This is a genomic window from Thermoplasmatales archaeon (genome assembly GCA_026127925.1).
GTDB lineage: Archaea > Thermoplasmatota > Thermoplasmata > Thermoplasmatales > Thermoplasmataceae > JAKAYB01.
The window spans coordinates 204,754-224,192 of record JAJSLM010000002.1; the positions used below are offsets into that span (position 1 = coordinate 204,754).

Annotated in this window: 17 protein-coding genes; 9 read left to right on the forward strand and 8 right to left on the reverse strand. The window is 42.5% G+C overall.

What is annotated here, in order from left to right:
* Positions 1-32 precede the first annotated feature (32 nt).
* The 3 genes from LVQ96_03235 to LVQ96_03245 are packed head-to-tail and all read left to right on the forward strand — an operon-like array spanning position 33 to position 2,762.
* Positions 33-458, forward strand: coding sequence for a hypothetical protein (locus LVQ96_03235; protein MCW6170163.1), 426 nt, complete (start codon positions 33-35; stop codon positions 456-458).
* Positions 434-688 carry a hypothetical protein gene (locus LVQ96_03240; protein MCW6170164.1) on the forward strand — a complete coding sequence of 85 codons (255 nt, stop codon included), beginning with the start codon at positions 434-436 and terminating at the stop codon, positions 686-688. The genes LVQ96_03235 and LVQ96_03240 overlap by 25 nt, the downstream gene beginning before the upstream one ends.
* A gap of 55 nt (positions 689-743) precedes the next feature.
* Complete coding sequence (locus LVQ96_03245; protein ID MCW6170165.1) at positions 744-2,762, forward strand: type B DNA-directed DNA polymerase; 2,019 nt, start codon at positions 744-746, stop codon at positions 2,760-2,762.
* 64 nt (positions 2,763-2,826) lie between these two features.
* Here LVQ96_03245 and LVQ96_03250 read toward each other — a convergent pair whose 3' ends face one another.
* From LVQ96_03250 to LVQ96_03265, 4 genes are all read right to left on the reverse strand, one after another.
* Complete coding sequence (locus tag LVQ96_03250) at positions 2,827-2,982, reverse strand: hypothetical protein (GenBank protein MCW6170166.1); 156 nt, start codon at positions 2,980-2,982, stop codon at positions 2,827-2,829.
* A gap of 259 nt (positions 2,983-3,241) precedes the next feature.
* Positions 3,242-4,348, reverse strand: coding sequence for an orc1/cdc6 family replication initiation protein (locus LVQ96_03255; GenBank protein ID MCW6170167.1), 1,107 nt, complete (start codon positions 4,346-4,348; stop codon positions 3,242-3,244).
* A gap of 8 nt (positions 4,349-4,356) precedes the next feature.
* The gene (locus LVQ96_03260) at positions 4,357-6,036 is read right to left on the reverse strand and encodes a B12-binding domain-containing radical SAM protein (GenBank protein MCW6170168.1); all 1,680 of its coding nucleotides are present in this window, start codon (positions 6,034-6,036) and stop codon (positions 4,357-4,359) included.
* Between the two features lie 209 nt (positions 6,037-6,245).
* Entirely contained in the window at positions 6,246-6,650 is a 405-nt protein-coding gene (locus LVQ96_03265; protein MCW6170169.1) for a DUF302 domain-containing protein, read from the reverse strand.
* Between the two features lie 317 nt (positions 6,651-6,967).
* Here LVQ96_03265 and LVQ96_03270 point away from each other — a divergent pair, with 317 nt between their 5' ends.
* Both LVQ96_03270 and LVQ96_03275 read left to right on the forward strand, forming a co-directional pair.
* Positions 6,968-8,374 carry an MFS transporter gene (locus LVQ96_03270; GenBank protein MCW6170170.1) on the forward strand — a complete coding sequence of 469 codons (1,407 nt, stop codon included), beginning with the start codon at positions 6,968-6,970 and terminating at the stop codon, positions 8,372-8,374.
* Between the two features lies 1 nt (position 8,375).
* Positions 8,376-9,746, forward strand: a complete 1,371-nt coding sequence (locus LVQ96_03275) for a TrpB-like pyridoxal phosphate-dependent enzyme (GenBank protein MCW6170171.1) — start codon at positions 8,376-8,378, stop codon at positions 9,744-9,746.
* Positions 9,747-9,750: 4 nt separating this feature from the next.
* Here LVQ96_03275 and LVQ96_03280 read toward each other — a convergent pair whose 3' ends face one another.
* From LVQ96_03280 to LVQ96_03290, 3 genes are all read right to left on the reverse strand, one after another.
* Positions 9,751-10,473 (reverse strand): DUF92 domain-containing protein, encoded by a 723-nt coding sequence (locus LVQ96_03280; GenBank protein ID MCW6170172.1) that lies wholly within the window; start codon positions 10,471-10,473, stop codon positions 9,751-9,753.
* A gap of 21 nt (positions 10,474-10,494) precedes the next feature.
* Positions 10,495-11,505, reverse strand: a complete 1,011-nt coding sequence (gene pdxS, locus LVQ96_03285; protein ID MCW6170173.1) for a pyridoxal 5'-phosphate synthase lyase subunit PdxS — start codon at positions 11,503-11,505, stop codon at positions 10,495-10,497.
* Between the two features lie 188 nt (positions 11,506-11,693).
* The gene (locus LVQ96_03290) at positions 11,694-12,857 is read right to left on the reverse strand and encodes a citrate synthase (GenBank protein MCW6170174.1); all 1,164 of its coding nucleotides are present in this window, start codon (positions 12,855-12,857) and stop codon (positions 11,694-11,696) included.
* Positions 12,858-13,102: 245 nt separating this feature from the next.
* Between LVQ96_03290 and LVQ96_03295 the strand changes: the two genes are divergently transcribed.
* From LVQ96_03295 to LVQ96_03305, 3 genes are all read left to right on the forward strand, one after another.
* Positions 13,103-14,092, forward strand: coding sequence for a sulfite exporter TauE/SafE family protein (locus LVQ96_03295; protein MCW6170175.1), 990 nt, complete (start codon positions 13,103-13,105; stop codon positions 14,090-14,092).
* Positions 14,067-14,486: a DUF1634 domain-containing protein gene (locus tag LVQ96_03300; GenBank protein ID MCW6170176.1), complete on the forward strand. Its 420-nt coding sequence runs from the start codon at positions 14,067-14,069 to the stop codon at positions 14,484-14,486. Before LVQ96_03295 ends, LVQ96_03300 begins: the two co-directional genes overlap by 26 nt.
* Positions 14,487-14,569: 83 nt before the next feature.
* Positions 14,570-16,024, forward strand: coding sequence for an FAD-dependent oxidoreductase (locus LVQ96_03305; GenBank protein ID MCW6170177.1), 1,455 nt, complete (start codon positions 14,570-14,572; stop codon positions 16,022-16,024).
* Here the strand turns inward: LVQ96_03305 and serS are convergent, their stop codons facing one another.
* Positions 16,025-17,353 (reverse strand): serine--tRNA ligase, encoded by a 1,329-nt coding sequence (serS, locus tag LVQ96_03310; protein ID MCW6170178.1) that lies wholly within the window; start codon positions 17,351-17,353, stop codon positions 16,025-16,027.
* Between the two features lie 1,207 nt (positions 17,354-18,560).
* Between serS and aroF the strand changes: the two genes are divergently transcribed.
* Positions 18,561-19,427: a 3-deoxy-7-phosphoheptulonate synthase gene (aroF, locus tag LVQ96_03315; GenBank protein MCW6170179.1), complete on the forward strand. Its 867-nt coding sequence runs from the start codon at positions 18,561-18,563 to the stop codon at positions 19,425-19,427.
* Positions 19,428-19,439 lie beyond the last annotated feature (12 nt).

A 19,439-nucleotide genomic window follows, 5' to 3' on the forward strand; every position in this document is an offset into this window, starting at 1 on the left:
ACTAATATACAATCGATATGTTATGGTCTTTAATGCAGGGCTCTTTAAGGATATTCCGTACTGGTTCTTTCGACACCAAAAATCTTGGGCAGTTCCTTGAATTGACGCAGGATTACGAAAACCCGCGTCTTCTTGTATCTGACGGAATATTGTTGAACACGGGCTCTATAAGGAAGGACCTGGTAATACAGAGAATACTGACATCAAATCAACTGCAAAGAATACTCATAGACATGGACGATTCGCCATGCTATATTCTGATTACGTCACCCGTCATAGAATCCTGGAAAAAGATCATTGTTGAGAGCATATATGACATACTGAAAGTAAAAAGCTACCGAGGGGCCATAATTTTTATGAATATAGTCGGAAAAAAAGGCATCTTCGAGTTTTATTTTGGTAAACGAGTAATATCAGAGGAGGGATTTAATTTATGGGCCGAACGATACCAACAATGAGGCAGTCTGTAGAGGAACTTTCTGCACGGATAGAACGTATGGGCCACCTGATGAACAAAGATGAAATGGAGTTGTTGACAAAACTTATACTGAAAGGCAGAAAGCACGCTCATGAAGCCTCGTATTCTTCCCTGGACCCAGAATTCTCGTTCGCACTTTCCGTTCTTATAGAAATGGAAAAGGAGATACATGTTATTAGGGAGCGTTTGGAGAGTCTGGAGACGGAATAATATAATACGTTCAATAGAATAATTTGTTATATATTTTACGTAGGAAATGGCAACTATGAAAATCATAATAAATGCAACTGGGTCCGATGCGATAAGATTATGGGAGTGGGATGGCAAGCATCTCACCTTCAAGGATCACAGAAACAAATCATGGGTATTCGTTCATGGAGTTGAATACGATCTAGACTTTCTCTCCTCGCAACTCGACCAGTCCAGATTCAGGTATTCCGAATCCTCTGGAAATAATGTATATGGCAAGATTAGAGGCCTAAAGGTTGAGGCCTATCCATCAAATATGCCGGATCTTATTCACGCCATAGAGACCATAGGTTTTGGAAGAAAATACAGCATGTATAATGCCGATATAAACCCTGCATTAAGATTCATGGCTGAAACTGACAGGCAATTCTTTTCCATAGAATCTTTATACGCTTATGATCCCGATATACCTGCAGTATCAATAACAGGGTCCGTGGTGCATGGAAAGCCTGAAACGATATCTATAAACGGCAAGCCCGAAGAGAAAATAAGTTCCAAATCGCTAACAGATATGGTAAACGCAATAAATGGTGCTGTTATTATAATATACGACAACACCGATAAGCTGTTTGAAAACCTACTTAAAATTACACATGGTTTGGGGTTTAAGTTACCTTTTATTAGAACATTCTCTGCGCAAACTTATGAATCCTACGGCCAGACCCACTATAAGAATCCGCGTGTCAGTCTCTCCGGTAAAATATGCATCTCGTCGGATTCTTTCGTATACTCCGAATCTGGATTGGCGGGGCTCATGGAAGTATCAAGGATCTCAGGTCTCCCGATAACCACGGCCTCCGTGGTTACTACCGGAACAGCTGTTTCATCCCTTGAAGAGGCATATGCCATAAAACATAATATTCTGATACCATTGTATAAAGACGATCACGAGAACGAGAAAACCATTGAAACCCTGTACGAAACAGACAAAGGTGGAATGGTTCTTCAGCCCGAACCTGGTGTTTACAGCGATGTTTACGAAATTGATTTTTCATCGATGTACCCCAGCATAATAGTTAACTATAATCTCTCTCCGGAAACCATGAACCTTTCATCAGGTTTTCATGTACCTGATGCACCATACCATATCTCAACCGATCGAAAGGGTTTCCTCTCAAGCGCGCTTGGCAATCTCCTAGAAATCAGGTTGTTTTACAAAGCAATAAAAAATTTAGATCCAATATATCAGAAAAGAGATGTAGCCTTGAAATGGATGCTCCTGACATCCTTTGGGTATACAGGTTATAAGAATGCGAAATTCGGGAAAATAGAGATGCATGAGGCCATCACTGCCATAGGCAGGTGGGCACTGATGCGCGCAATTAGCCTTGCAAAGGATCAGAACTTTAAGATCATTCATGGTATTGTTGATTCCCTCTGGCTAAGTGGCCAGGGAGACATTGAATCCCTGATTGCAGATATAGAGCACGAAACAAGGATAAAAATAGTTGTAGACGGGCATTACCGATGGATTACATTCCTGCCTTCCCGTTCAGGATTAGGTGCCCTCAACAGGTATCTGGGGCTCAGGTATGATGGATCTTTCAAGGTTAGGGGCATCGAAGCCCGGAGAAGCGATGTGCCTTACATGGCCATAAAATTCCAGATGGATGCGCTGAATATACTGCGTGATTGCAAGACCGTTGATGAAATAGTCGAAAAGAGAACGGAAATACTGAACTTGGAAACCTATTATAAAAATAATCTGAGCTCTTTTCCGAGAAATTACTATAATATCAATTTTCATATAACAAAGCACTTTGAAGACTATGCGTCCAATACAATCCAGAAACGCATCCTGAAGCAGGTTGAAGGCAAAGGGCGCGAGATCTGGCCAGGGTCAACAGTAAGGGCTGCAGTTGTAGATAAGAAAATGGATATATTCGATTTTGGTGATAATATTTATGACGATATAGACATAAAATTCTATGAACAAATATTATCAAGGGCATTTGAGCCAATAAACTTCCTCATGGACTCGGTATGTAAAAAGATAGAGTTCAATATACTAAACAAAAATAATATATTGATATAAAAAAATAATGGGTAAACCACTATACGAGCGGTTTCAAGTCCATTTACCCAAAAATTTTCAGTAATTATTTTTTCTTCTTTTTAGCCGCTACACTCTTTACTGCAGCTTTGCTTGAAGTTGCAGCTTTTGCTGTCTTGCTTGCTGGGGCTTTTGTGGCCTTGCTGGCAGCTGGTGCAGCCTTCTTAACAGTCTTCTTTGCCTTTGTTTTTTTCTCAGCCATTATATGTGTAACACTTAATTATATATGAATATTTTTATAAACGATTGAGCGAAATCCTGCACAAGCCTATCTGTTATTCTAAATAAACAATGTATTTTTTTATAAATATTAACAATAATTATCCTGGTTTATACAGGATAGAATATGATATCTATACATACATATTTAACAATGTTTAAAATGTATAATTTTATGCAATTTTACTTTCTAAAAACTTCTTATTAAATATATTATATTTATAATAATATGTATAATATAATCAACGGCTCAACAAATTGGTAATCTTGGAGGCCAGGACGGATATCGGGACGTCGTTCACGCTCAATAATTTTGAAACTCCTTTCCCCGCTCCCCTGCCAACGACTCTGCTTTCTATGAGCCCTACGCTTTCCAACTTTGATACTACTCTGTAGGTCTTAGATTCTGCAATGCTGAAACCATACTGTTCCCCCATGACCTTTGAGTTCTTGAGTACGCAGCTCATTTCTGCATACGGGCCTGATTTAAGGCAGCCACATACGGAAAGAAGAACGACGAGTTCTTCTGGATCGAGTTCTCCAAGTTTGCTCTCCGTAACGAACGGGTTTATCATTGATTTAGCCGCTCTTACATCATCAAAACTGAGTGCATTTCCATTCCTGTACTCGCACATGTAGGCTGACTTCTGAAGCAGTTCTATGGCAATTCTGGCGCTCCCGAATTGCGCAGCTATCTCGCCAATGTACCCCATGATACCGTCGTCAAACGCATCCTGCCTTATCGAGAGCCTGGCACGCTCGGAAACTATACTTACAAGCTCATCCAAATTATACCTGTTAAAGTATATTGAAGAGAAGGCGCCAAGTGATTTGCGATCAATCTCCGACATAAAAATGGACGGGTCCTCCATCGATATAAGGAGTGACGATATTTTCGAACCGTATAATTCATTGGACCTGAGAAGGTTATAGAGTCCTTCACTGTCACGCCTTATTATATTTGCACATTCATCCACAACTATTAACATATCGGCGCCTTTGTTATTGATTACTCCATTAAGTATTCCGAATATCTCACCATAGCTCATGTTCCATGCTGCAGTAATCTTCCCGAATTTTGAAGCTACGTCCAAAAGCAACTGCCTTATAGTCGGGAAGGAGAGTCCATTTTCATAGACTATCTCCACGTCGTGTTCTTCCCTAGCTAGGTACTTTACCGTTGAAGTCTTGCCGGTACCAGAATCTCCATAAATTACAGCAGTGGAGCAATTCCCGTTTTGCAGCGGCAATATGGAAGTCTTTTTTATCAGATCTATCTGGGACTCCCTGAAACGCATTGAACGCGGAATATATGAGAAATCAAGCGGCTGCGGATTTTTGATAATCACGTTCTTGTCTACGCGCCGCTAAGCGAGGCCAGAGAGGTGAACGATTTCTTATTCTCGATACCATACCTTTTGACCTTCTCAATATCCACACCCGACTTTTTCGCAAGGTGTTCTATGAATTTCATCATCAGCATACCGCCACCAGAAATCAGCGTTCCGGTTCCTGCCCTAGAAATGAAATTGCCATGCGTATCCCTATATCCATCCCTATTGGCCATTTTTGCAAGATGCCTGTATGAAGCATAGTACACTGCCAGTTGGTCCACTGTCAGCATATTCTTGTTAAGGTTCCTCGACTTTATTCGACCCAGCGGGACGTTTACCAATGGGGTAACAGTGAATTCAAACGGTCTTCCAGTTGAATACGAATTGCTTAGCCTGTTGACCATTGCTACAGTGTCCCATAGATCTTCGGTGGTCTCCCCTTCTTGCCCGACTTGAATTGTGAACGCCGGTCTCCAGTAGTTGGCGGTCTCCACAAAAACGCCTTGCCAGACAATCTGCTCCCATGTTCCGTCCGGTCCTATGCGCAGCGGCAGAGTCTTATTCGGCATGTGCCTTTTCGCGAGGGAATCGCTTCCGGTCTCTACGCCGGTTTGAATGCCGATCCAGTTTGAAGGGCCGGTCTTAAGGATCTTAGAAAGCTTCTCCATCATTTCCGGGTAGCCTACCGGTATTGATATCCTGCCATGTGTCGGGTTGGAAGTCTTTATTCCCGGTACACCCATCACAGCTGTGAAAAGCTCTGAAAGAGCCTCCTCGTTGGGTGCAAACAAGTTACCATGCTTGTAACCAAAAATCTCATCGGAATGAAGCCAGGCATTGGTTATTCCAGCCTGTTGATTTACCTTTATCTCGTTAACAACTGTTTGTACAGACGAATATCTCAGAGGTCTAAGTGTAACCTCACAGAAATCGCATCCAACTCCGCACCCTCTCATTACCTCAACCATACCCTTCATGGAAGGTCTCACGATTTCTGGGATTTCCTCAAGGCGTGGATATGCAGACTTTGTGATCCCTCTTGCCAGGAATCGATCATCCTTTTGGAGTATCTTTCTGAAGCGATCATCATAAGTCATATATCCTCTGTAGAACATGTTATTGTCTATGTCACCTGTGCTCATCTGATCGAAGAGGTACTCCGCGATATCATCCGTTTCTCCCTGTACAACGTAGTCAAAATGGTATTTTTCAATCTCGTCATTCAAGACTGTAAATTCCCAAACTCCTGGTCCACCAACAACAAGTTTGGCCTTTTTTCCAGCTCTAATCCTATTTATTTTTTCAATAAGATGATCCCATTCCCATCTTACCCACGCCATCATCTCCCCACCAAATAGCGCGTAATACGACATGGTAGTTGGTCCTATTCCCAAAGGATCCATGGTTGAAACCCCAATTATCTCGGTATCATCCTTTATAAAATTCTCCAGATAATCCTCATGAGCAACTGCAATATCCTTCTTATCATATTTTCTCAACAATGCAGCTTCAAGTTTACGAATCGCATATGGAGCGAAAACAAGTTCCCCATTCGGCATCGCGGGTGGGGCAGGGCCTTTTAAAAAACTATAAATTCTGTAAGGAATTGCCTTTGATGGTGCACATGGCAAGAAATCCAACAACGGGAAATTCCTGTACTCATAACTTAATGTTGAATCTGATACCAATACAAATTTGGTCATCTTAATTACCAGTAGCTTAGATTCGTGATCTGAATAAATACTTTGCTCTGTATTTTCGGTAAAATTTGCATCCCGATGCTAACGCAAGCTTAAAGCTACTGCGATATCGGTAATAAAATAATACAATGAATATGATTATCAATTCGCCTCCTCTCAAAGTTCTCAGATCTAAAGATTTGCACATCACTGCACTATTTCATTCTCTACAGCTAAACTTGCAGAAGCTGATTCAAAATCCCCTCAATTTTAGAATCGAACGAGCGAGGATCATTATCCATACCAATAATGCCATGTCTTCGAGTTACAAATTCCAGAGTGCTAAAGTACACAGAGACCCCTGTTGAAGTCTCTCTCACAAGTACCTTGCTTGGAAGATCTATACCTATAGTTTCAGATCGGCTCATGAGCAGTGTGCCTCCAGAAGGATTTCCAAATATTATAACGGTCGTTGGTCTCAGTTTGATACCAACATTAGATGCAGCTGAAGCGTGGTCAATTACAGTAAAAACTCTAAATCCATTATCTTCCAGATTTTTTAAAAGGAATTCAACTGTTTCTTCAAAATTTAGTCTCGATTTTATACCAAAAATTCCTTCGGGCAGTTTTTTAATCATGTGGCATTATTCTGGCATAAGTTATTAATTTTCAATGGTGCCGCAGAGGCGTCCTCCACTGCAGACCTCGTTGACATGAGACTCAGCCTAAGCAATTGATATTTACTGTTTTTCTTAAGCCTCTATCATTTCTTTGAACTATTGCTTAAAGAACCTGGTGGATTATTGAGTAAAATTTAAATGGGATGATTGAATGTAGATTAAATGACATTGATGCATTTACGATATCATTATTGTACACACATCTTTAGCAATTACAGCAACCCTAACATCTTGAACACGGTTCCTAGAACATTTCAAATGGAGGAGGTCCTGAGATGAAGAATGGTGATCCACACACCGCATTCTCTGGATCAGAAACGAAATCGTACACGCAACTTACGCAACTAGAAAGGAGGATTCTTTCCAGGCATCAAAAAGTAATCGTACTATGGAGTATAATCGCCTCATTTGCGTACGCCCTAATCTGGTATTGGCTCCCATCTGTTGATTCCTTTGTCGGGTCCCAGTTTAATCTCGGAACAATACAGATTAGCCTGCTTATATCGTCTTTCGGTGCAGCGTTCATCCTGACGAATTTCTTATGGGGCCATCTTAACGACAAGTATTGGCCTAACAGGATAGTTACGATAGGGCTCATCATTGCAGGTCTCTCAACATTTCTTTTCAGGTATTCCACGGGATTTCAGGAAATGATAATATACCGCATTATCGAAGGGGTTTTCAACGGTGCAGCATGGTCTGGAATAGTTAAGACCGTACAGCTATGGTTTCCTATTGAAAAAAGATCGAAGTACATAAGCATATTTGTGGCCATATACAGTTGGGCCATATCTATCGATCTTCTGATGGGGATAACGGTTGCTACTATGAGTTCATGGACAATGTGGGCAGAAATTGTCGGTATCATTGGCATAATCGCTGGTGTTCTGGCATATTTCATGGCCAAGCCGTTTGGCCCAATGGTCGGTCTCCCGCTGATTGAATGGGGTGATGTTTCACCAACAAAGAATATTAAGTTTCTAGGGACGGCCAAGGCTCTGTTCAAGCAAAGATGGATGTTGCTTGCCATATTCTCCGGGCTCGTGGTCATAGGTGGTGCAAACATAATCTCCGGAATATATCTACAGCAGGTCCTTCCGGTTATACAGAGAGTTCCGATATCCCAGATCGCTATAATAGGGACTGTCTGGGGCATCGTTCAGGGTTTGCTGATCCTTATCTTCGGCTATCTCAGTGATACATACAGGAAAAGAGTTCTGTTTGTTAAAATAGGTCTTGCAGCTGCATTCATATCCATGAGCGCCGTTGTAGTAACAACGATCATACATCCATTGCCTTTATTCGTAATCTATTTAGTTACGATCTCCACGGGCGCGCCGTTTCTCATAGCTGGACCAATATTTGCACTTTTGGGTGACAGGTATGGTGTCCTGCTCGTGGGAGCCGCTGCAGCTTACTTCGAGGGTTTCGGTACTGGTGGAGGAGCATTCTTGCTTCCGTTGGTGATCGGATACATGTCGTCTGTATTCAGTGTGGCTATTGCATGGAGTGCTGTTGCGGCTATATTCTTTGTGGTATTCATGCTATGGTTCCCTCAGAGGGAATACAGGATCACAGCATCGCTTGTAGATCCTATCGAGCTTGAAAGAGAAAAGGAGGAAAAGAGAATGGAATTTGGAATAAGAGAAGAAAGTAAAAGCGAGTTGAACGAGGGTGATTGATTTGCCAAGTGGATTTTGCGATATCGATTACGGGGTATCCCTTGATCCGGAAGATATGCCCAGGCAATGGTATAACATAATACCAGATCTTCCGCGAAAGCTTGATCCCATGCTTGATCCCGTAACAAAGGAACCCGTTAAGAGGTCACAGATGGAACGGCTTTTTCCCAAAGAAGTGGTAAGGCAACAGTTCTCTGAGGAAAGGTGGTTTGATATACCTGAAGATGTGCTTGATGCTTATCGTCGACTGCCCAGGCCCACGCCATTATTCAGGGCAAAAAGACTTGAGGAATACCTGCACACACCGGCAAAGATATTCTACAAAGGCGAGCATGTAACACCTGTTGGAAGCATGAAGCCCAATACTGCTTTACCACAGGCTTATTTTGCTAAGAAACAGGGTATAGATCTTGCAGTATCCGAAACAGGCGCAGGTCAGTGGGGATCGGCCCTCTCAATGTCGTGCGCTTTTTTCGGCTTAAGATCCAGGATATATATGGTCCGTGTGAGTTCCATTCAGAAACCAGGGAGGAAAATCATGATGCAGACTTACGGTTCAGAGGTCCTTGAATCCCCGAGCAACAACACGGCCTTTGGTAGGAAACTACTATCGGAAAACAGTGAACATCCTGGTTCCCTTGGGATAGCAATAAGCGAGGCGGTAGAAGATGTTCTTAGCAATGAAAACGCGAGATATCTTTTGGCTTCGTCGTTCAATTACGCACTTGCTCACCAGACGGTAATAGGGCAGGAAGTGAAGAAACAGCTTGAGCTTCTCGATATAGAACCTGATGTAATGACAGGTGCAATAGGAGGCGGCTCTAATTACTCTGGTTTCATTTATCCGTTCCTGAAGGATCAGATCCACGGTGAGAAGATAACAGATTTTGTTGCCGTAGAATCATCTGCTGTACCATCTACTACACGTGGGCAATATACTTATGACTATGCGGATACGGCAGAGAGGACACCGCTTGTGAAGATGTATACAACCGGACACGAATTTGCCAATCCACCAATACATGCCGGAGGCCTCAGATACCATGGGAAAGCACCGAGCCTTTCTCTTCTTATCAACGAAGGATACGTTCGATCCGTGTCCTACGGACAGACGCGAGTTTTCGAATCTGCAAAATTATTCGCGCAAACAGAAGGAATATTCACTGCACCGGAATCAGCTCATGGCCTGACGTATGCAATTGATGAAGCAATAAGATGCAAGAGAAGCGGCGAATCGAAAGTCATAATCTTTAACAACTGCGGGCACGGCCTTCTTGACCTCAGCGCATACAACGATTATAACAACGGGTTACTTCAGGACTGGGAGCCAGGGGAAATAAAAGTTCCGGACTATCTGCAGCGAAAGAACTGATCGATCATATGCCAAAAAAGTAAATTACCGGAACTACCATAATAACTATGACAAATGCAGAAAGGAAATTGACCATTCCCTTCGATAGCTTGCCTTTATTCTCGAATACTGCTCCGAGAATACTATCAATCTGGCATCCAAGGAATCCAAAAGCTGTAATTATGAGAACCTGTGATATAACGAAACCATGTGTGGACAGGATGCCGTAAGAAATACCAATAACGAGTGCTCCACAAAGAGCTGCCATTTCACCCAGCAACGAGACCCCTCCGTTTATGCCGGCTTTTGTTGGTTTGAGATTCGTGATCATACGGACTTTATTATCGAGCACTCCAATTTCGGAGGCAAATGTATCAGAATTTACAACAGCAAGTGATACCGCGAACAATGTAAAATAATGGAAATACCCAAGGTTTGCAAGAAATGTTGTGCCATTGAGAAATGCAACAAAGAGGCCTATCATACCAGCGTAGACAACATTGTATATCCCTCGCTCACCCTTCTTTCCTTCCTGGGCATTAATTTTTGATTTCCTGTTAAAGTAGGCTCGTGTGGCAATGAAGGAGCCGGTAGCGAAGATCAGCAACAAAATCAGCCATCGGTAAGATCCAAAAACAGAGACAACAAAACCAACGACCAGCGCAGCTATGCTGCCCCTAAAATCAAATACGTTGAATGCACGAGAGATTACGAAGAAGATCAGAAGAATTGCTATTGATATACCTATGTTATCTACTGTAAATATTACTTACCATCCCCTTTCCTGGAGCTTTTGTTCTGGCGGTATGTTCTCGATCTCAATGCCAGGCATCCCAACAAGGTTCGATGAAACATCTCCTATAAGTTTGTAGTCTTCATAGTTTTCCACAGCCTCAACAACAGCCCTGGCCATTTTCTCCGGATCCTTCGACTTGAATATCCCGCTTCCAACAAAAACACCGTCAGTGCCCAATTTCATCATGAGGGCCCCATCCGAAGGAGTTGCAACTCCACCCGCAGCAAAATTAACTACCGGAAGCCGATCCAGCCTTTTAATGTCCTTTAAGACCCTGACCGCTTCCTTTTCTATCGTCTCAAATGAAAGTCCGGAGTATAGATCAAATTCTCCAAGATAATCTTCGGTGCCAAATAGATCCTTAGATACGTTATGTCTCAATATACTGTAGGACAATGCAATATTCCTCGCGGCTTTAATAAATTCCTCATTGCTGAGTGTCTTAATGATCTTTATGCCCTCGTTCACCATCCTGATGTGCCTCACAGCCTCAATGATGTTGCCTGTTCCAGCCTCACCCTTGGTTCTTATCATTGCAGCTCCTTCAAGGATTCTTCGCACGGCTTCCTGAATAGACCTGGCCCCGCATACAACTGGGATTGTCAGATCTTTCTTGTAGATGTGGAAAAACGGATCGGCTGGGGTTAAGACTTCGCTCTCATCAAGCATGTCAACACCGAGCTGTTGAAGAACCAGACCCTCAGAAAGGTGTCCAATTCTGACTTTCGCCATGACTGGTATTGATACTGCATTCATTATTTCCTTTATTTTCTCGGGATCTGCCATTCTTGCAACTCCGCCTGCAGCACGTATATCGGACGGAACACGTTCAAGCGCCATGACAGAAACGGCTCCGGCCTTCTCAGCAATGACCGCCTGTTCGGCTGTTGTGACATCCATAATCACGCCGCCCTTTGTCATCTTGGCAAAACCTCTTTTAAGAAGTTCATCTCCGAATCGAAGTTCTGATAAGTTTAATGTCATAATATAAAGTATTCTGTTATGTTATTTATAACTTTATGTGCCGTTAGTTTTCGGCGCAATCAGCCCATTCTGTTAATTTTTCTATTCATTCATTTTTAGACTCTTAAAAATTAGAAATTTCGATATCGAACATACAACTTGATCAAAAAAATTATAAAAAAAATTTAGAAAAAATTAACTCAAATTATTTATCTCTCGTTTATTCGAGTAAATTTTTGAATTCCTTTGCCTACGTATACTGCCCGCGGCCTTATGAGTCTTTCCTCTTCCTCATCGTATTCTATAAAGTGAGCAGTCCACCCGGTTACTCTGGATAAAGCAAAGAGCGCGGTATATATGTTGTTCTGCAACGGGAAACCCATTGATAGGTAAACTATCCCGGAGAAGTAATCGGTATTAGGGTAGATCTTCTTTGTTCCATATTTGTTTATTCCAAGCTCTTCAAGTTTGGTAGCTACCTTAAAGAGATTGCTCGCTTCCTTGCTGTTTTTTACGAGCTTTTCTGCGTATCTCTTGAATATTTTTGCCCGCGGATCATAGGTCTTGTATACACGATGCCCAAATCCCATAAGTCTCTTTTTTCCGCTAACTATGTTTTCATTGAACCAGTTCTCAACGTTTGATTCAGAGCCAATCTCCTTGAACTGAGCAATTGATGCCTCTGCCGCCCCACCATGGAGTGGACCTTTAAGCGCTGATAATGCTGATGTAACACCGGAATACATATCAGAAAGAGTTGAAACCGTAACGAGTCCCGCAGTCGTAGACGCAGGTACCTCATGATCCGTGTAAAGTATTAATGCGGTATTCATAGCGTCAAGCTCTTCTCTAGAGGGCTCCTTTCCAAAGGTAGCCTTCAGAAAACTTCGTGCAAAACTATCGGAATGCTCTGGCATTGCTGGTGGTAAACCCATGATATGTCTGTAGACATTAACAGTAATTGCGGACATTTTTCCTATGATATTTGCAGCAACTTCCCGGTCAGTCTCTTTATTCCATTTAAATCCCGTTTCTGCAGCCGCGATCGAAGCAAATGCGGCCATCTGCATAGCAACTGCGTCAGATTGTCTTGGTAGTTTCCTTATTATGTCTACAACATAATCTGGTAACTTATACCCCTTTTCAATGTTCTCCTTAAAGGTTTGAAGATCGTGTTTGTTAGGCAATTCACCGTAAAGAAATAAGTACTGTATTTCTTCAACGGAAGCTCCGCTGTCAATTATATCATCAACGGAATAACCGCCATAAAGTAAAACGCCTTTCTCCCCGTCTATCGTCGTAAGTCTCGTCCATTCTATCTCAGCATTCTCAAGACCCTTGTCCACTTCTTCTTTATTTTCACCCTTCTGCATTTTTATCACAACATAAAGTATGCAATACGATAAGATAACCTGAGTGGTTAATATATTATGGTACATTGCAAAAAGGACTGCAATTAATTTTGATGTCGCATAATAATACTCCCTCAATGCACTCATTTGGTTTTGCTAAAAGGAAAAAAATTTCAAAAAGTCGTTAGCGTTCAAAAAGGTCGGCGAAAAGTTCGGGGTCGTCAACCCTAGAATATTCATTTATAGAATGATTCGATCCCCTTCACATGTCTGATATCCTGGTACTCATAAAATTCCTCGAAATAGTTGGAGGTGGAATATTTGCCGGGATTATCGGATCGCTTTCCGGTCTTGGCGGCGGGACAGTATTGGTGCCTCTACTCTCGCTTTTCTATGGGATCCCTATAGTGTATGCTACAGGAGCAAGCCTGGTATCAACCATAGCCACATCAGCAGGAAGCGGGAGTGGATACACAAAGCACCATATTTCAAATATAAAAATAGGGGTTGGACTGGAAGTTGCGACAACTACCGGTGCAATTGTCGGTTCCATCACCGCTTATATAATCTATTCACATGCGCTTGAATTCCTGATCTATATTATTTTTGGCATAGTGCTGCTCGGTTCCCTTATACCTACGATAACACGAGGAAAGTACGAAACACCGCCTGATCGAGCTCCGGATTGGACAACTAGGCTCTTTCAGCTTGCCGGATCCTACCACGATGCACGCCTTAAGAAAAGAGTGGACTATCACGGTGTCAGATGGTGGCTAGCGGAAATAATCATGTTTTTTGCAGGAGTTGTTTCTGGACTTCTTGGCATTGGGAGTGGTGCACTTAAGGTTCTTGGGATGGACTGGGCAATGAATCTACCTATGAAAGTTACAACAACAACTAGCAACTTCATGATCGGAATCACTGCAGCAACAAGCAGTGCAATGTACTGGTATTATGGGTGGATACAGTTTTTCATTGTTGCTGGAACTGCAATCGGTGTACTGGTTGGAGCGTTCATTGGGGCAAAGCTGCTCGTCAGGATGACGAATAAAGATGTTAGATGGATCTTCTTTGCGATCCTTTCATTTTTAGGAGTTGAAATGCTGCTAAAAGGCCTTTATCTCGATGCAATAATACATATTGCATTGACGGATCAATTCATAATTTCTATCATAGTTTCTATTGCAATGATCTTTTCATTGTATGTATACCACTTAAAGGAGCAAAAGCATGAGGAACGAAAAGGAACCGTTTGATCAGGATACAGTCTCCAGTTACATACTTAAAACTGGCGTAATGACAAGCATAGCTCTGATCCTTATTGGAATGACGCTTCTATTCATAAAAGATGGGGGCATGGGATATACTCTTTCAGAAATTTCCAGCTACAACGTAAAATTGCACATAAATTCAGCTATACTAAACCTTTCAACATTACCTTCTGGCCTCTACCATCTGGACGGAATATACTTTATATCTCTCGGCCTTTGGGTGTTGGTATTCACTCCCGTCTCTGTTGTCGTAACCGCAATAGTTGCGTTTGTTTGGGTAAGAAATAAACTTTACATAGTTCTGTCAGCAATCGTACTTTTCAATCTCATATTCGCAATATTTGTTCTTCATCTTCTTGTAAATATTAAGCCACCCTGATCTTCTCGATATTTTAATGCATTGTTAACCCATAAACTGCTAAATATTTATTATTCCGTGTACGATGAACAACAGAATTTATTATGCTTAATTTTGAGAGGGTTAAAATTCGTTCATCATTGCCTGAAGATAGGATGAAGAGTTTTACCTTGGAACCTATGCTTGGCTACAGTGACAAAGAAGCTGTTGCTGAAGCCAACAGATGCCTTGGATGCAACATATGCACACAAGCTTGTCCGGCAAGTCTTGATATAGCCGGATATATAAGAAGCACCGCTGTTGGTGATCCAGCCCAGACAGTCAGGATTATTTTTGAGAACCTTCCTTTTCCAGCAATAATTGGGCGTGTGTGTACACATCTTTGTGAGGACATATGTGTCATGTACGACACAGGTGGGCCTATAGCTATCAGACATCTAAAGCGGTATGCGGCCGACGAGTTTGATGACTATGCTCCGGTACTTTCCGTTCCAAGGAGGAAATTTATCGGCAAGAAAGTAGCGGTTATAGGGGGTGGTCCGGCTGGTCTCACCCTTGCCTATTATCTGACAATCCAGGGCATAAAGATAACACTTTTTGAGAAATATCCAACACTTGGAGGATTCATGAAAACTGCAATTCCAAGATACCGTCTGCCCCAGGAGGTTCTCGACAAGGAAATTGGATTCATAGTCTCACAGGGCGTTGACGTTAGACTCGGAACTGAAGTCGGAAAGGACATAAAATTCTCTGACTTGTTGAATACATACGATGCTGTTTTTATTGGCGTAGGCAACCAAAAACCGCATATGACAGGTACTCCCGGAAGCGACGCAAAGAACGTTGTTCACGCAACTGAATTCTTAAGGAGAGCCAGTTTTGAAGAGCATATTGACGTTGGTAAAAATGTCGTGATCATAGGCGGTGGCTTTACTGCAAGCGATTCGGCAAGGACGTCCATACGCCTTGGCGCAACAAACGTTAAGATATTGTATAGGAGAAGGGACGTCGATAGGCCCGGGTATCCCTCACTAAACGCTGATGAGGAGATGGACGAAGGTGTTGAGGAAAAGGTAGAGTATGTCTGGGAGGTTACGCCTTTTGAATATGTCAAGGAAGGAGATAGGGCAGTCAAGCTTCGTTACTGGCAGAATGAAATGCTCATTGAAAAGGGTGGCCGCGCGAAGCCAGTGCCGAAGAAGGATAAAGTTCTTGAGATGGATGTAGACTATGTTATAGAAGCGACGGGACAGGAAACAGACTACTCTTTCATGGAAGAGGATCTGGTACGAAAGTTGAGGCTGACACCACAGGGACAGCCGATAGTGAACGAGCATGGAATGACCTCTATTCCTGGGGTGTTTTCTGGTGGAGACTGTACAAATTCCGCGAGAGATCTTATTAGTGCAGTAAGGGACGGGGACACAGCCACTCTCGGGGTTCTCTTCTATCTCAATGTAATGGATCAGGTTGTGGAGGAGGAGCTTCCTTTCCTTGATCGATGGAAGAAGTTTTCTGCCACATCTGCAAAGATGGCGTATGCTGAAAGAATGAAATAGCTATTTTTCTACGTGATCGAATCCCGTGTATGGAACAAGTACTTCCGGGATTGAAAATCCTTCACCATCTTCGTCCTGATAATTCTCAATTATTGCGACAATAGTTCTGGTGCTTGCTATGGCAGTGCTGTTTAAGGTATGCGGAACCTTGTTCCCCTCTGAGGTCCTGTACCTTATGTTAAGCGATCTTGCCTGGTAATCCGTGTCATTTGAGGCTGATACAACTTCCCTGTATTTACCCTGTGAAGGGAACCATACCTCAATATCATACTTCTTTGCTGCCAGACTTCCAAGATCTTCAGAGCATATGTTTATTACACGGTATGGCAAACCAAGGTTCCTGAACAGTTGTTCTGCATTTCCGAGGATTTCATCAAAGAATCCAGATGAGTGTTCGGGCTTGCAGAAGACAAATTGCTCTACCTTGAAAAACTGGTGAACCCTGAATATACCCTTTGTGTCCTTTCCATGGGCACCAGCTTCCCTTCGAAAGCAAGGCGAGACTCCTGCCATCCTGATCGGAAGTTGATCGGGGTCAAGTATTTCATCCATGTAAAGTGCCGCTAAAGGATGTTCTGCGGTTCCTATGAGATATAGATCCTCTCCATCCATCTTATAAAGCATTTCCTTGAAAGTCTCAATATCCGTGGCTCCCTCGTACGCCTTGAAATTCAGCATGAATGGCGGTTCGACAACATCAAAGCCTCTCTCTGAAAGAAAGTCCATTGCGTAACTTATAAGGGCCTGCTCAAGCTTCACAAGTCTGTTTCTAAGATAATAGAATCTGGCACCAGAAACCTTTGCTCCCCTCTCCAGATCAACAAGACCGAGTTCGAGTGCGAGGTCGACGTGACTCCTCGGTTTATTCTCAATAAGTATGTAATCACCGCGGTCTCCGCTAGCTTTCCTGAATTCATGCAAATCATCACGATAGACTTTTGCTGTTCCATTTACACTGACAAGTACGCTGTTCTCGTCCCCTTTGCATGTCGGGACGCTTTCATCAATAAGATTTGGTATCTGTCTTGCAAGTTTGTCTCTTTCGTCCTCTATCTCTTTCTGCTTGTTTTCAAGCTCTCCGATTCTTGAATTAATCCCCCTTACAGAGTTTTTTAGGACTTCTGTTTCCTCCCCCTTTTTTGATAGATCCGCAATTCTAAGGCTGAGCAAATTTTTCTGATGCTTCTGGTCGTTAATCAGCTTCAAATTTTCCCTCCATTCTACGTCAAGGTCAAAAAATCTGTCCAGAACTCCGGTGTCAAAGCCCCTTGCCTTGCAGGATTCGTAATAGACCTTGGGGTTGTTGCGTAAGGATTTTACATCAATCATCCTGTCGCAATGTGTAGTCATTTTAAAAACATATCGAACCGATTTTGATCGATCTGCTAGCGGTTCTTTAATGCTGGTGATCTTTAAATCCGGGGGGCTTTCCACCCAGATAGGAAAAAATTAGTATCGGCGAAGCTTTGTGGCTGGTAACAGTGAACAGCTGCTTGAGTCAAGTAAAAAGACCCTAAAATAGAATTTGCACACCCTGTCAGATTCCTTAGCGCAGCTCTGTTCAGTAAAGGATTTGTTTAAACCCGTATTTACGTTAACAGAGAAGTGCCATAAAGCTATAATTTAGATTCAAACGTAGAAATTGCGAAGTTCTTTTATCAGGAACGCATAAACTCACAACACCTGTCGTCACGATCACTGCAGTATATGTTTCAAGGTCTGTGAAAGATTTACAGGTCAATGGGCCAATAGTATGGAAATTATTTTAACGACAAGCATCTAGAAAATCAGCAATGAGCCGTCTAGTATGAATAGCTACAAATGAAAGTTTTCACTGTAGGAATAATCCGGAAGTACGAAGCGATGACTTGAGGTAAGTGGATAACGATCCTTCAGTAATAGGACTTTTGGATCTCTACGAGAAATCGTAATGCATGACCAATAACGCGGTTAGACGTAGCATTGTGCTCTCTCTCGGCTACGATTCAGTAAAAGGAAAGCATTGCCCCTCTTGCTGTCTGCCCAAAATTGAGTCCAGATAACAATGGCCAGAACTTGACATTGATATCGAATAACCTATTAAGCATACACCTTGAAATATCCAACACGATGGGGTTTTTACGGCTTTGGCAGGAAGTTTATTTATTTGAATATCCGAGGTGAAATCTTCCCGGAATCGTATTATCCTTAGTTTAGGGGCGTTTCGTCTCCCACGCTGAACAACCACACTTTCAGCATACAGGGATGTGAGGAACAGTACCCGTCCAATTCTCACATCTTATTATCATCTTTTTCTTGACAAGGTGACTCTTAGCCTACAAATTTTAAAATAGGAGTATAGCATACCGTGCTATATGAAAGCATGTAACATGGCAAATATACTAACAGCATATACAAAACTGATGAATGACAAAGGTAAAATACGAAACGCAGTAAAAGAGAATAATAAATTAAGTCAATCGGCGCGGACCCGCAACTCTCTGGAGAAACTTCCAAAAATAGATCCAAAGAAGTTAGTAGATTTGAAGTGAATTCCATGGCTGTCTTAAGTTCCGAAAGTTCTATTGATCTGCTAGAGCCCACGAATAACCTGGCTGGTGGACATGAATTTTTGTCACATAGAGTGTCGAAGAAGAACGATACCGTAGTACAGGTTGGAAATTCCTCGATAGGATCTTACGATGTCCAAGTTGCTGCAGGGCCCTGTTCAATAGATTTCGAAGGTCTTGCAGATTTTGCGGTTGAACTAAAAAAGGCTGGTGCGAATTTGATTCGAGGAGGTGCGTTTAAACCGAGGACGAGCCCCTACTCATTTCTCGGCTATGGCGAAAAAGGGCTTAAAGAACTCCTTAAAGCCAAGGAAGCGGCCGGAATTCCAATTGTATCAGAAATAATGGACAGTTCACAGTTGCCCTTATTTGCAGATGTGGACATGCTACAAGTGGGCTCTAGAAATGCCCAGAATTTTACATTGTTAAGCAAGCTAGGTGAAATTGATAAGCCTGTACTTCTTAAAAGGGGAATGGGCAATACTTTGAATGAACTTCTTGGATCGGCAGAATATATTATGAAGGGAGGAAACAGCTCAGTTGTTCTATGTGAGCGCGGTATTAGAACATTCGAAGATGCGACCAGATTTACGATGGACATTGGGGCCGTCCCTGTTCTTAGGAGGGAATCCCATCTCCCAATTTGTGTCGATCCTAGTCACGCAGCAGGGCAGCAAGATCTCGTAATACCACTCGCACTCGCGGCTGTGGCTGCTGGAGCGAATATGCTTCTTATTGAAGTGCATCCAGATCCGAAAAACGCAATGAGCGACAGTGCGCAACAGTTAACACTGGAGCAGTTCAGAAGTTTAATGATGCGTATACGAAAATTAGAGAAAGCAATGAGGCATTAATTTGAAAGGATG